Raw genomic sequence first — 14,072 nt, forward strand, 5'->3', positions numbered from 1 at the left:
GTATCATTTTTTTGCTTTTAATCGAGGATCAAGCATATCTCGAAGCCAATCGCCTAAAAAGATTACGCCTAGTACTGTAATTGTTATCGCAAGGCCAGGGAAAGTAGCTACCCACCATGCTGTAGCAACGTACTGACGTCCATCACTCAGCATTCCGCCCCATGAAACGGCAGGTGATTTAATACCTAAACCAAGAAAACTTAAGGAAGCTTCTAAAACGATGGTGGTTGCTACGCTCATACCAGAAATAATGATGAAGGAGGAAATGACATTAGGAAGAATATGCAAAAATATGATTCTACTTTTCCTTGCTCCAATTGCAACGACTGATTTTATAAACTCACGCTCTTTTATACTTAATACTTCCCCGCGGACAACCCGTGCATAAGAAACCCAATTTGTTATCCCAATAACAAAAATTAAAGTGGATAGTCCCGGACCAACAACTGCTAACACAACGAGCATTAATAAAATTGTCGGGATTGCTAAAAAAGCATCCGCAGTTCTCATGATTATGGCGTTAATCCAGCCACCATAAAATCCGGCAAGCAAACCTAAAACTGCTCCGATTAAACCAGAAACAAGTACGGCACCGATTCCGACAATAAGTGAAACCCTTGAGCCATATAAGATACGGCTTAAAATATCTCTGCCTAGATTATCAGTACCTAATATATGTTCAATCGTGCCGCCCTCCATCCACATTGGTGGTTTAAGTCTCATTAATGGGGCTACTTTTCCTGGATCATAGGGAGCTAATAACGGGGCAAATATGGCAATAACAACCGTAAACAGAACAATAACCGCCCCAACAACACCCGTCTTGCTTTTCAATAATTGTTTTATCCAACGCTTCAGCTCACTTTTTTTCGGACGACTAGAATTTATCGTCGTGTTTTGCCCTTCTACTACTGGTTTTGAAACAGAAGACAAAGCTACCCCTCCTTAGCTGTATTTAATTCTTGGATCCAAGAATCGATAAATAATATCTGTCAAAAGGTTTATTAAGATAACTAGAATTGCAATAATAAATACGGATGCTTGTATAATTGCCATATCCTTGTTGTTGACTGCTGTCACTAGTAATTGCCCGAGTCCAGGCCATGCAAATACGGTTTCCGTTATAAGAGCTCCTGATATTAAGCTAGTAAATTGTAAGCTCATTACTGTTACAACAGAGATTAATCCATTCCTCAATGCATGCCGTCCAACTACAACCATCTCCATAATCCCTTTACTTCTTGCCGTTCTTATATAATCTTGATTTAAAATTTCCAGCATATTCGCTCTAATCAATCTAGTCATCTGTGCAAACAAACCTACACCTAAAGTAAAGGCAGGTAAAATGATGTGACTAAAGCCACCTCTTCCCGACACAGGGAAAATCCCGAGGATAACAGAGAACAATAATATGACCATAATACCTACCCAGAAATTAGGCATTGCTTTACCAAGAACGGAAATTCCTGAGATAATCAAATCCAAAAAAGAATTTCGTTTCAAAGCAGATAGAATCCCTAGAGGAATGGCTACTAATGTGGAAAAAAGCATTGCTACAAATGCTAGTTCAAAGCTTGCTGGTATACGCTCGAGCACTAAAGGCAGAGCTTGTTGTCCGTAGTGATAAGAAATTCCAAAATCTCCTTGTACGGCACTTTTTATAAATACGCCATACTGTACATATAGTGGTTCATCAAGTCCCAATGCTTTCGTTAGCTCAAGACGGTCTTGTTCTGTCGCAGTTTCTGGAAGCATTAATGCTACAGGATCACCTGTAACGCGCACTAAAATAAAGACGATTACCGTAATTAAGAATAATACTGGAATCATTTGCAGAAGTGACTTGATAATATACTTTCCCAATTTTCTCATCCCTTCAAAAAAAATTTAGACCAAGAGGAAGATTACCTCCCCTTGATCTAGTTATTGTTTAGTTGGCTGGAGTAATTTCTTGGGCATAATACATTTCATCTTCTCTTGGAGAATATTTAATGCTGTCCGTTACTCCGAATACACCTTCCATTTGGAATAGGTATACTGCTGGTCTGTCTTCTGCAAAGATTTGCTGTACTTTTTGATACTCTGCCTCACGAGATTCAGGATCCATATTTACAAGAGCATCCTGCAGTAATTTCTCTACTTCTGGGTTATTATAGTCAGTTTCTCCTGCGGCTTGATCAAGCATGTAACGACCATAGTTGTTTGATGCATCATTTAAGGAGTTACCAATCCCAATCATGAATATCTCGCCGAATGACTTAGAGTTGAACTGCTCATAGAATGCAGTTGCTTCTAAAATATTAAGGTCAACCTCAAAGCCAACCTCTGTTAGCATCGCAGCAATTACTTCTGCATATTCGCCATATTGACTAGCTACAGAGAAGCTTATCTTAAGGTCATCTTTTGTATAACCTGCATCTTTTAATAATTTCTTAGCTTTTTCTACATCATATAAAGAAGTTTTATATAGTGATGGATCTGCACCAAAGTTACCTGGTGTCACAGATGTTCTTGTTAGTACACCTGCTCCGCCTGCAATGCTATCAACAATTGATTGCTTATCAATCGCTAAATCAATCGCCTCACGAACAACGGGATCTGCAGTCACTGTTCCCTCTGTATGACGAAGGATAAGCTGCAATACTCTTCTAGTTGGTGCAGAAGCAATCGTTTTACCATCTGTTTCTTCAATACGCGCTACATCTGTTGTTGGAATTGTCGCTGCAATATCAATCCCACCTGCTAGTAATTCTGATACTCTTGTAGAAGCTTCAGGAATTGTACGGAAAACTACTTTTTCCCATGTAACATCTCCACCGAAATAATCATCGTTTTTCACTAGCTCTAAGCGATCGTCTTTTGTCCAGCTGCTGAATTTATATGGACCTGTACCAACAGGATTTTTCAGAAATTCATCCATACCTTTTTCTTCAATATATTTGGATGGAAGCATACCTGAACCCATTCTTGACAGTCTATTTAGCAGAATTGGATCTGGAACCTCTGTGATGATATTAACTGTATAATCATCGACAATTTGTACTTCTTTAATTTGCTTATACAGGTAGTTTTGTTTTAAAGAACTATCCTTAGCAACTCTTTCTAAAGTAAATTTAACGTCAGCTGCTGTGAATGAATCGCCATTGTGAAACTTAACATCATCACGCAGTTTAAACTGCCAAGTTGTATCATCGACTTGCTTCCATTCTGTAGCAAGTACAGGAATTTTATTTCCGTCACTATCGTTTTGAATAAGGTAATCAAACATATTAACAAGGACAGCTTCACTCATTGTATTGTTATTATTATGAATATCGAAGCTTTCAATATCTGTTGCGTTAGCAAATGTTAATACATTGTCTTGTTTTTCAGTAGTAGTGCTATCTCCACTTGAATTAGTGCTGTTACTGCAGGCTGAAATGATTAGAACGGCAATCAAAGAAACTACTAAACTTAAAAATTTATATTTTTTATTTTTCAATTTAATCTCCCCTTCTCAACTGAAACTTCTCTAATTTTCTAAATATTTAAGTGCGGTGCCTGTTAACATTGCTACCCCGTAATACAAGCCTTCCTCGTCTAAATCGAAGCTAGGATGATGCAGCGGATAGGATGTTTCTAAAGAACCATTGCCAACTCCTAAGCGGAAAAAGGCACCAGGAATTTGCTCTGCATAGAAACTAAAGTCTTCTCCGCCAGTTGATGCATTCAGTAACTTACATTGTTCTGCACCAAGAATTTCAGCACTGGTTTCTGAGACCAAATCTATCAGGTCTTTATTATTTTCTAGTGAGGGATAGTTCAGCTCGTAACTAAATTCATAATCAGCATCAAATGCGCTCACAACTCCTTTTATTACTTGCTCCATTAGTTGCGGAATTTTTTCCCTAATGGCTGGTGACAGTGTTCTCACTGTTCCCTCCATCTCAACACTAGTAGCTATTGCTGTTCCAATGGTTCCACCATTAATTTTTCCAATAGACACTACTACTGGTTCTAGCGGATCTATCATTCTGCTGCTGATATTTTGCAGTGCGACGATAACCTGGGAAGCAATTAAAATTGAATCTTTCCCTTCATGAGGTCTAGCTCCATGACCTCCTTTTCCGATAATTTTGATGCTGATATTATCAACAGACGCGCATACAACTCCATATGTAATACCAATTTCACCCACTCGCAAACTAGGGTTAACATGCAAACCGATGATAGCATCCACCTTAGGATTCTCTAAGACTCCATCGGCAATCATCGCAGCAGCACCTGCTAATAATTCTTCTGCTGGCTGAAAGATAAATTTAATATTGCCTTTTTTCGGTTTGCCAAGTGAGGTGAATAGCTCTGCAGCTCCCATAAGTATACTTGTATGTGCATCATGGCCACATAGATGTGCAACGTTAGCATTGGAAGAGCGATAAGTCACCTCCTTTTCATCTTGAATTGGCAATGCATCCATATCTGCTCGAATACCAATCGTTGGGCCCGGCTCTTGCCCTCTAAGCAAACCAGTAACGCCAGTCTTACCAACACCAGTTTCAACCTCTAGGCCAAGTCGTTTAAGATGCTCTTCTACTTTAGCCGCAGTGCGAAGCTCCTGATAACCCAGCTCTGGATTCGTATGAAAATCTCTGCGCCATATGCTTAGCTGCTGTTTTAATTCTTCTGCTCTTTTGAGCAAATCAGATAATTCCAAAATCAAACCTCCCATTTCTAGATAAATCTATTATTCTTCTGAGGAAAATACTTTTGAATAAATGGCATTTTCTGAATTGGAAATATGTAATCTCATAATCTCTTTTGATTGTTCTCCATCCTGCTTTTCTAATGCTTTAAGCAGGCTTATGTGGCCTTCATAGTTAACCGTCTTCACCTTGTCGCTATATGGCATTAAGTCAAGGGCAGGATTAATTTTCGTTCTAATCATTCTTACAGCCTTTTCGAAATATTCATTGCCAGATGCCTTAGCAATTGCTAAGTGAAACTTTACATCCAATGAACGAAATAATTCCCGAGAACATTCTGGTTCTATGCTCATTCTCAAATAGTCTCTTAGCTTCATTAATTCTTCATTCGTTATTCTTTTTGCAGCAAGATAGGCGGCCTCTGGCTCAATTATTGATCTAAATTCAAATATTTTTATCATCTGATCCCAGTCTTTTCTTAGCTCTGCCTTGTTTCGCATATGAGAATTTAGCGTTAATGGAAGAACGAATGTCCCCCCTTTTGCACCAATTCTTTTCTCAATCAAGCCTCGCTCTTCTAATATGGACAACGCCTCACGAATAGCTAAACGGCTCGTTTTGAAGATTGTTGCCAGTTCACGCTCTGTAGGTAATTGCTCACCAGACAGAAGCTCCTTCAGGATGATAGCTTCCTCTAGCTGATCTAATATAAAATCACTCACCTTCTTTGGCGAAACTGTCTCAAATTGAAATTCTGACTCCGGAAACATTAACTTTTCTCCTTTCAAACCTTAAAACATTAAGGTTCAAACCTTAAACCTTTATAACATAAAAAACATTAAGGTTTAAACCTTAGACCTTTAAGTTCAGATTAGCCTTTTCCCTACATCAAGTCAACGAATTAAGAATTTTCTAATATCACATAATATTTAATAAACGTAAGACAGTTAATACTGTATCCACAATCAGGCCTATAAAAAAAGGCACCTAATAAATTCAATCATATGAAAATGATGAATAGTATAGGTGCCTTTGGTTGTCCAATCGGCTACATTTATTAAATAAAAGTGTAAATAGAATTTTATTTTATTAACCAAATCTTAATCATTTAATTCTTATATGTCAACTAGGAATTTAAATTATTAAGAACTTTTTTTAAAATCAAGTTAATTAAAAATTAAGATTACCTTGCTTTCCAGGAAAATTATAAAAGATTTTCATATATCCATCAAGAAATTTTTTTTCATAAAGAAATCAATCCCGCCGCGATAGGAACACTTATGCTCCTTAGTTTTGCATTTAAACTACAACAAGGAGCTCTCTATCAACTAAACTATCGAGAGCTCCCTAACTATATACAGGAAAAAATTTAGTTATTAAGTAAGTTCTTCCCTTCTAAAAATGTTTTAGCAACATCGCTTGCTTTTTTCTTATCCACCGCAACTTCATAGTTCATTTCTCTCATTTCATCATCCGTTATTTGATCGGCTAGTTTATTTAGTATGTCTTCCAGCTCTGGATATTTCTCTAACGTCTCTTTTTTCAGGATTGGTGCTCCTTGATATGGTGGAAACAGGTTCTTGTCGTCTTCTAAAACAGTTAAGTTATTTCGTTGGATTTCGCTATCTGTTGAATAGGCATCAACTATATTTATATCGCCTCTTTTAACAGCAGCATATCTTAGTTCTGGCTGCATGATATTTACCTTGGAGAACTGTATGCCATAGAGATTTTGAATGCCAACATATCCATCTTGACGTTCTGGAAACTCTGGTGTAAAGCCTGCTTTTATACTTCCTTCGATTGCTTTTAAGTCGGAAATGGTCTTTAAATCATATTGTTCGGCAAGTGCTGCGGGAACAGCTAAAGCGTATGTGTTATTGTATTTCATTGGCTTCAGCAAAACTAAATTCAATTTAGTTAAAGCTCCTTCTTTCGCTTGATTGTAAACCTCTAGTCTATCCGTACTTTCCGGCTGGTCTTTTAAAAGATCGACTATTACGGTTCCTGTAAATTCTGGATAAATATCTATACTTCCTGATGTTAAAGCGTTATAGACAAAAGTAGTTCCTCCCAAGTTTGGTTTGATGTCAACTGTTAAGGAAGAATCCTCTTCAATCAGCAGCTTATACATATTCATTAATATTTCCGGCTCTGGTCCCATTTTGCCGCCAATTGTTATATCTGCACCTTTAGGCTGGTTTAAAGCAGATACAGTTATAATTAAGAAAGCAATTACGATGACAGATACGATTGAAATAAATGCTTTCTTAAAGGAAAGCTTTTCAAATTGCCTTAATAAGAAGTCAAAAAACAGTGCTAACAGAGCTGCTGGAATGGCTCCTAATAAAATAAGACTAGTATCATTTCTGCTGATCCCCACTGTAATTAAATCACCTAAGCCTCCCGCACCAATAAGTGCAGCAATTGTAGCTGTACCAATGATAAGAACCATCGCTGTTCTTATCCCTGCCATTATTACTGGCATGGCAAGAGGTAGCTCTACCTTAAATAACAGTCTTCGATTATTCATCCCTAACCCTTTTGCTGCCTCAATTAAATTTGGATCAACCTCTTTTATGCCTGTATAAATATTCCTTAAAATTGGAAGTAACGCGTAAATAACCAATGCAATAATTGCTGGGATTGTCCCGATTCCAACAATCGGAATAAGTAAACCTAATAAAGCTAAAGATGGTATTGTTTGAAATACAGATGTGATGCCGATAATGATTTCGGCAGCCTTTTTCTTTCTTGTTAAATAAATTCCAAGTGGAACTGCAATAACTAATGCAAAAAAGAGCGCAATAAATGATATTTCAATATGCTGAATTAAATCCTTTAATAACTCCCCTTTTCTTTCTAAGAAGGCTTGATATAGATTACTCACTCTTTTCCACCTTCCTTCATGCCATTTAATTGATATTGTATAAGCGATTGTCTATCAATCATGCCAATGATTGCTCCATCCTTTTCAATCCCTACTTGATTATTTTCAGACAGTGCTTCTAAGGTAGCTTGTAAAGAGCTTGTGACCGGAATAATTGATCCGTCAAAGTCACTGATCGTTAATGGCGACAGAATTTGTTCAAGATTAAAGGCAATATGTTCATGACTTACCCTGCCAATAAAATCTTGAACAAAATCATTTACAGGATTATTTATTAATTCCTCTGGAGTTCCAGTTTGGACAATTTTCCCATCTCTCATTATGCAAATTCTATCGCCTAATTTTAAGGCTTCCTGCATGTCATGCGTGACGAAAACAATTGTCTTTTTTATTGTTTTTTGTAAGCTTATAATATCATCTTGGAGCTTTTCTCTGCTGATTGGGTCAAGTGCACTAAAAGGCTCATCCATTAGGATAATTTCTGGATCTGCGGCTAGTGCTCTGATTACTCCAATCCTTTGTTGTTGCCCGCCTGACAGCTCATTAGGTTTTCTGTTTTTATATGTTTGCGGCTCTAATCCAACCATTTCAAGCAATTCATCAACTCTTGCCCCTATCTTCTCTTTCGTCCACTTTTTCATTTCAGGTACTACAGCTATATTTTCTCCAATAGACAAGTGAGGAAACAACGCAATTTGTTGCAATACATAGCCAATATTCCAGCGCAGTTCATGAATATCGTATTCACTTATTTTTTTCCCATCAATGAGTATCGTTCCATTTGTTAAATCTATTAACCGATTTATCATTTTTAAGGTGGTCGTTTTACCACTCCCGCTTGGCCCAATCAGTACAAATAGTTCACCTTTATTAATTGTGAGATTTATTTCATTAACAGCTGTCGTACCATCCTGGAATAGCTTTGAGACATTTTCAAATTGAATCATATGTAATCTCCTTATGTTTTTATGTATTTACTATTACAATCTTTCCATTTGCACGATTACTTTCCATTAAAAGATGTGCTTGGCTAATCTCCTCTAAAGTAAATACCCTTGCTATCGGTACTTCTATCGCAAATTGTTCGATATGTTGAAATAATTTAGTCAGCAATTGGGGTTTGAAGTTAACGCCACTGTCAAATTGGGTAAAATACGTGCCAGAAGGGATATCTACCATTGGCTCAAAGCTATCCATCTCCCATTTACCGCCCAATATGCCTGTCATACAAAGGATTCCTTTTTCATCAAGCATCCTGAGCGAATTCTTTAAGGTGACAGTGCCAACTAGTTCTAATATCTTATTAACACCATTAGGGAAAATACTATAAAGCTGTGGCTGGATATCGCCTTCATCTAATAAAACGTAATCCGCGCCAAGCTTGTTCAACTGTTCCACCTTCTCTTGATTACGTGTTGTTGAAACAACTGTTACTCCTATACTTTTCGCTAACTGAAGTGCAGCTAACCCTACCGAACTCGTGCCACCACGGATAAGCAGGGTATCCCCTGTTTTCAACATTAAGCTATCAACTAATGATGCATAAGCTGTATAATACATTTCTGGGATTGCCGCAAGCTTTACCCAATCCAGCTCATTGTTTATGGCATATACTTGGCTGGAAGGGATAAGCGCATATTCTGCATAACTTCCATTAAATTCACGCCCAAGCCCTCCCATCAAGGAAACAACCCTTTGCCCTTTTTTCAGCGTACTATCTGATGGATCAGCAACCTCTCCTGCACATTCAATTCCAATAATTCGTGGCAGCTGTACAGATGGTGAGTGCCCTTGTCTTGTATAAATTTCCGAACGATTGATTCCGAAGGCTTTTATTCTAACTAATACCCATCCTGGCTTCACTTTAGGCATCGGTACTTCCTTTACATATAAATCCTGTGGTGCACATGCTTTTTCTAACACAACTGCTTTCATTTAAGCACACTCCTTTGCTTTATCAATTTATGATTGGATCTGGCTTTTAATAGATTTTGCTTTTATAACATTCTTAACCAGTACGAAGTAGATAAGCACAGCAACAAGACCACTGCAGAAAATAATTATCCCGAACGGCAGGGCAGAATTTTCACCGGCTATTCCTACAAGAGGGCCAAAAATTGCACCTAATAATGTCGGACTAACACCAAGTAAGGCAGAGGCACTCCCTGCAATATGTCCTTGCTTTTCCATCGCTAACGTAAAAGATGCGGAGCTAATGATACCTGTCGACCCAACAAACAAGAAAAGAGCGCTAACTAATAGATATAAAGGGCCTTGAATAAATACTATCCACATGACTGCTGCCCCAGAGATAAATGCAACAGCTAACCCTATAAGAACAATTTGTTGTTCTGCGATTTTTTCAGCCATTTTTTTAACAAATTGAGAGCCAAGAATTAAGCTGATTCCATTTAAAGAAAATAACAGTGAATAAAGCTGTGGAGAAATACCATAAATCTTCTGGTAAACAAAGGGTGATCCAGAAATATATGCAAATACCCCTACGAATATAAACCCTTGCATTAAGGTATATCCCATAAACGTCCGATCTTTCATCAATATGGTAAAATTACTAAAAAACTCTCTTAAATTATTAGGAACACGCTTCTCGGCAGGAAGTGTTTCTGTTAATCCCCATGCTGTTAAACTTGATAATAATATTCCCAGCACACCTAAGAACAGAAACACACCAGTCCATAAAGAAAAAGCAAGAACTGCACTGCCTGCAAGTGGTGCAAGTAATGGTGCCAAATTGGTAAACATCATAAGCAAAGAAAAAAACTTAGTTAGTTCAACTCCACTATACAAATCACTGACTATTGCGCGTGAAATAACAACGCCCGCCGATGCAGCAAATCCTTGAATAAAGCGTAAAGCAATTAGCACCTCGATATTTGGTGCGAATACACAGGCAAAAGAAGAAACTAAATAAATAATCATCGAAATTAATAACGGTTTTCGCCTGCCATGAACATCACTTATGGATCCCATTACAAGCATCCCTATACTCATTCCAATCATACAAGCGGTCAAGCTCACCTGTATCATCGAGGCGGTTGTTCCAAAGTACTTCATCATTTGCGGAAATGCAGGAAGATAAGTATCAATAGTAAACGGGCCTAAGCTAGAAAATACAGCTAATAATATTGCCAGTCTTAATGATTTTTTGTTACTTTTATCTAGTTTCGGATATTTATCGCCAGTCTTATTCATGTTGAATTCATTCCCCTTTCGATTTAAATACCTAGGAAGATTTTTAATTTTATAGCAGCATATTGTGTTTACATCTAAATTGACAATGCAATAGTTACATCATAAAATCATGATAAATGTCATTGTTACTTTTGAAAAGTAGGCACCTTTAGGTTGTATAGTAACCTTTTAGTAACTAATGGAGGTCTTATGATGGAAACAAAAAAAGAACTACCTGCTTGCCCTGTCGCAACAACAGTTGGACTGATCGGCAACAAGTGGAAGCTGTTAATCTTGCGGGAATTATTAACTGGCACAAAAAGATTCGGTGAACTCAGAACTGGCATTGAGGGAATTAGCCAAAAAGTCTTAACGCAAAATTTACGCTCAATGGAGGAAGACGGCATCATCAAACGCCAAGTTTTTGCAGAGGTCCCGCCACGTGTCGAATACTCACTTAATGACTTGGGAAATAGTCTAAGACCAATAATAAGTGTTATGGAGGAATGGGGATTAGGCTATAAAGCAATGATAAACGGGGAAACAAATGAACTTATAGGGAATAAATAAACTTTAATATAATAATGATAAAACAAAGAGGCTGGGACAAAACAAAAAACCGAACTATCTAATCGAAATTAGAATGGACAGATCGGTTTTTATACTGATTCATATACTTATGTCCCAGCCTCTTTGTTACAAGATTTTTACACTTTAACTCTTGGACCAATACAATCTAACTTTACTACTATGCTAGTTTCCATCTGTACATAGAGCCAGCCGATATTGTTGCAATTTTTTTTATTCACTGTTTGTAGCCTTCTACTCTAGTTCTACCAGTACATCCTCCAGCTCATAGCTGTACGGATTAGTGCTTCAAAATAATAATAATCTCCCCAAATACAACATTCATCCACTCCATTATTATCAGGCTTCGAGTAAACTGCATGTTGCAGTATGCCATTGGAAGGAACCTCTTTCGTTGTATAGTTTTCGGCAAGTGATTTAATCATTTTTATGGCTGCATTTTCATACAATTCTCTGTATGGATTGGAAATCGGCAGATGCTTGCTTAATTCAAGCAGCCCACATGCCATGATGGCAGCTGCTGAGCTATCACGTTCCTCCGAACCCTCTGTAAATATCAAGTCCCAATAGCAGACAGCATCTGCAGGAAGACGATTAAGAAAATAGTTTGCTAGTCTTTCCGATAAATCAAGGAATGCTCGATTTCCGGTATGCACATAGCTTAATACAAATCCGTACACTCCCCATGCTTGGCCACGAGCCCAGCATGATTGATCCGTATAGCCTTGCGCCGTCTTTCCATATAGGGGATTTCCTGTTGCCGTATCCATGTAAAAGGTATGGTATGTGGAAGAATCCGCTCTAACAATATATTTAGCTGCCTGTTCAGCATGATTTACGGCAATATCATAATACTTTTTATCACCTGTTACCTTTGAAGCAAAATACAATAACGGCAAGTTCATGTTGCAATCTATGATCATTCTTCCATGCTGCTCAGGGTCGGATAAATCACCCCATGCTTGCAGAATTTTCGCCTTATTATGATAGCGAATGATTAACTTATCAGCCGCTTTTATGGCGGTTTCCTTTGCTGTGTTGTCATTCAGCACTTCATATCCCGCTACACTGGATAACGAGTATAAAAAGCCGATATCATGTGTTTCTAGCTGGATATTTTTTGTTAATCGGTCTTTAAAGCTTTCAAGCTGTATTTTTATTACTTGAAGATACTTATCATCATGTGTATATTCATACGCTAGATAAAGCATGCCTATCCAAAAGCTCGCCGTCCAATCAGTGTTTTCTTCCGGGATATAAACTAAGTTTTTTGACGCAGCAGGCGGTACTTTCGTTTTAAATATATCGAGATTTCCATCTATTTTGCGCAAAACGAACTGAATCTCCTTATCCAACCACTCTTTATTTAATTCAGTTCTGATTTTAAATTTATCATGTTTTATCCCTTCATTAATGCTTGTCATATTTTGGCTCCTTCCATGCTTTCAATTTATAAGGTCATAATGACTGTTGAAGAAAAACTTCTACAAACACTGGTCAATTGGGAATGCCTTTCCTGACCAGGCTCTTTTTGATGTCCAGTCCATTGCTGGCTGACTCCAGAACGGGTCTGACTCTGCCAGACCTAATGGCAGGAATATTGCGGCACACAAATAAACACTGCCTGTCGAGATATAGTCTTCACCAATCTCTGGTTGATGACCGCAAAACCCTATAGTCAGCCAGCCTGTATCGGTAAACGTATCTGGGGCTTCAAGTGACCGTTTCAATACTTGAGTTAGCGCACTTCTGATTTGTTCAGGAGCTAATTCTCTCGGTAAATCCTGACGCAATGCATGATGAGCTAATGTTTGAAAAACACCGAAACGATAAGCAATCGACCTTCCTACTGGTGGAAAAGTCCCTTCTGGTGAAATTAAACGCTCTTGTATAACCGCATACCGTTTCGATCTTTCTATAAAAGTACCCTTTCTTTCAAGCCAGTCCTTGTACTCTTCTCCAACCGTTTCCAATAAATCTACAAGCATAGGATGGATAACAAAGCTATTATAATAATCAAAATGAAACTCAGGACCATCGCTATAGACTCCGTCACCCAAATACCATTGGTCAAATTGCTTAACAGCAAAATCAATCCGCATCGGGTCCCAGTCCTTCTCACCAGCCTTATATAAAAAGGCCTCTATCACTGCAGAAAATAGAAGCCAATTCGAATAAATCGGTTTCCTTGTCCTGGTAGCTTTCATCGCGGTAATCACATTTTTCTTAACCCTTTCATGAAGTGGCTCCCATAACTCATTTGGAGCTCTAAGAAAGGAATGGGCAAGAAAAGCTGTATCCACAATCGGCTGAAGATCCTCAGAAAAATTCATGTAGTCTGGAGAATGTGGATCAGTACCTGCATCAATCGCTAAGCGTGCTAGCTCACAATACTGGATACGAAGTGCATTTTCCTCACTATTTTCGCTTTTCATTTCTAACCACGGAGCCATTCCAACAAGCAGTCGAGATAACGCTTCCAAATGAGTGAATTGATCACGGTTCGTGTCTTTTTTCATCTCGATCGGCATTACTTTTTTTAGAGTCCCAGCCTTTAAATTTTCAAGTACCGGGTTTGCAATTTTAAGCATGGCTTGAAGCCAATATTTGCGAATTTCATCGTTCTCCTCTATCACTTTTTCACCCTCCTATTTCTACCATTTGCTTTACTAAATTATAACTTACGTATTATTCTTAAAGTGTTTGTTAAATAACCAAAA

At 37.9% G+C, this 14,072-nt stretch carries 12 protein-coding genes; 1 reads left to right on the forward strand and 11 read right to left on the reverse strand.

Annotation, left to right across the window (positions count from 1 at the left end; genetic code table 11):
• Window positions 1–3 precede the first annotated feature (3 nt).
• The 9 genes from CEQ21_RS06795 to CEQ21_RS06835 all read right to left on the reverse strand — a co-directional run bounded on the left by CEQ21_RS06795 (window position 4) and on the right by CEQ21_RS06835 (window position 10,785).
• Window positions 4–888: an ABC transporter permease gene (locus CEQ21_RS06795; protein WP_235907215.1), complete on the reverse strand. Its 885-nt coding sequence runs from the start codon at window positions 886–888 to the stop codon at window positions 4–6.
• A gap of 57 nt (window positions 889–945) precedes the next feature.
• Complete coding sequence (locus CEQ21_RS06800; protein WP_185763824.1) at window positions 946–1,863, reverse strand: ABC transporter permease; 918 nt, start codon at window positions 1,861–1,863, stop codon at window positions 946–948.
• A gap of 67 nt (window positions 1,864–1,930) precedes the next feature.
• Window positions 1,931–3,481 carry an ABC transporter substrate-binding protein gene (locus tag CEQ21_RS06805; protein ID WP_185763825.1) on the reverse strand — a complete coding sequence of 517 codons (1,551 nt, stop codon included), beginning with the start codon at window positions 3,479–3,481 and terminating at the stop codon, window positions 1,931–1,933.
• A gap of 30 nt (window positions 3,482–3,511) precedes the next feature.
• Entirely contained in the window at window positions 3,512–4,693 is a 1,182-nt protein-coding gene (locus tag CEQ21_RS06810) for a M20 metallopeptidase family protein (protein ID WP_185763826.1), read from the reverse strand.
• Window positions 4,694–4,723: 30 nt separating this feature from the next.
• Complete coding sequence (locus tag CEQ21_RS06815) at window positions 4,724–5,452, reverse strand: FadR/GntR family transcriptional regulator (protein ID WP_185763827.1); 729 nt, start codon at window positions 5,450–5,452, stop codon at window positions 4,724–4,726.
• Between the two features lie 599 nt (window positions 5,453–6,051).
• On the reverse strand, window positions 6,052–7,572 hold the full coding sequence (locus CEQ21_RS06820) for an ABC transporter permease/substrate-binding protein (protein WP_185763828.1): 1,521 nt from the start codon (window positions 7,570–7,572) through the stop codon (window positions 6,052–6,054).
• Window positions 7,569–8,519, reverse strand: a complete 951-nt coding sequence (locus CEQ21_RS06825) for an ABC transporter ATP-binding protein (RefSeq protein ID WP_185763829.1) — start codon at window positions 8,517–8,519, stop codon at window positions 7,569–7,571. Before CEQ21_RS06825 ends, CEQ21_RS06820 begins: the two co-directional genes overlap by 4 nt.
• A 19-nt stretch (window positions 8,520–8,538) precedes the next feature.
• Window positions 8,539–9,507: a zinc-binding alcohol dehydrogenase family protein gene (locus CEQ21_RS06830; RefSeq protein ID WP_185763830.1), complete on the reverse strand. Its 969-nt coding sequence runs from the start codon at window positions 9,505–9,507 to the stop codon at window positions 8,539–8,541.
• A gap of 27 nt (window positions 9,508–9,534) precedes the next feature.
• Window positions 9,535–10,785: a multidrug effflux MFS transporter gene (locus tag CEQ21_RS06835; protein ID WP_235907191.1), complete on the reverse strand. Its 1,251-nt coding sequence runs from the start codon at window positions 10,783–10,785 to the stop codon at window positions 9,535–9,537.
• Window positions 10,786–10,974: 189 nt separating this feature from the next.
• On the opposite strand from CEQ21_RS06835, the gene CEQ21_RS06840 reads away from it, so the two are divergent.
• A complete protein-coding gene (locus tag CEQ21_RS06840; protein WP_419181573.1) occupies window positions 10,975–11,334 on the forward strand; it encodes a winged helix-turn-helix transcriptional regulator in 360 nt (119 codons plus the stop codon).
• 263 nt (window positions 11,335–11,597) lie between these two features.
• On the opposite strand, the gene CEQ21_RS06845 is transcribed toward CEQ21_RS06840, so the two are convergent.
• Window positions 11,598–12,776, reverse strand: coding sequence for a glycoside hydrolase family 88 protein (locus tag CEQ21_RS06845; RefSeq protein WP_185763831.1), 1,179 nt, complete (start codon window positions 12,774–12,776; stop codon window positions 11,598–11,600).
• A 60-nt stretch (window positions 12,777–12,836) separates the two neighbouring features.
• Entirely contained in the window at window positions 12,837–13,985 is a 1,149-nt protein-coding gene (locus CEQ21_RS06850) for a DUF2264 domain-containing protein (RefSeq protein ID WP_185764128.1), read from the reverse strand.
• Window positions 13,986–14,072 lie beyond the last annotated feature (87 nt).

Origin of the sequence: Niallia circulans, from assembly GCF_007273535.1 — a bacterium.
In the GTDB taxonomy this organism is placed as follows: Bacteria; Bacillota; Bacilli; order Bacillales; family Cytobacillaceae; genus Niallia; species Niallia circulans_B.

What these genes read in the sequence shown, in the direction of transcription:
- CEQ21_RS06815 (WP_185763827.1), bottom strand. Translation starts at nt 5,452, where the DNA reads ATGTTTCCGGAGTCAGAATTTCAATTTGAGACAGTTTCGCCAAAGAAG.
- CEQ21_RS06825 (WP_185763829.1), bottom strand. Translation starts at nt 8,519, where the DNA reads ATGATTCAATTTGAAAATGTCTCAAAGCTATTCCAGGATGGTACGACA.
- CEQ21_RS06830 (WP_185763830.1), bottom strand. Translation starts at nt 9,507, where the DNA reads ATGAAAGCAGTTGTGTTAGAAAAAGCATGTGCACCACAGGATTTATAT.
- CEQ21_RS06835 (WP_235907191.1), bottom strand. Translation starts at nt 10,785, where the DNA reads ATGAATAAGACTGGCGATAAATATCCGAAACTAGATAAAAGTAACAAA.
- CEQ21_RS06840 (WP_419181573.1), top strand. Translation starts at nt 10,975, where the DNA reads ATGATGGAAACAAAAAAAGAACTACCTGCTTGCCCTGTCGCAACAACA.
- CEQ21_RS06845 (WP_185763831.1), bottom strand. Translation starts at nt 12,776, where the DNA reads ATGACAAGCATTAATGAAGGGATAAAACATGATAAATTTAAAATCAGA.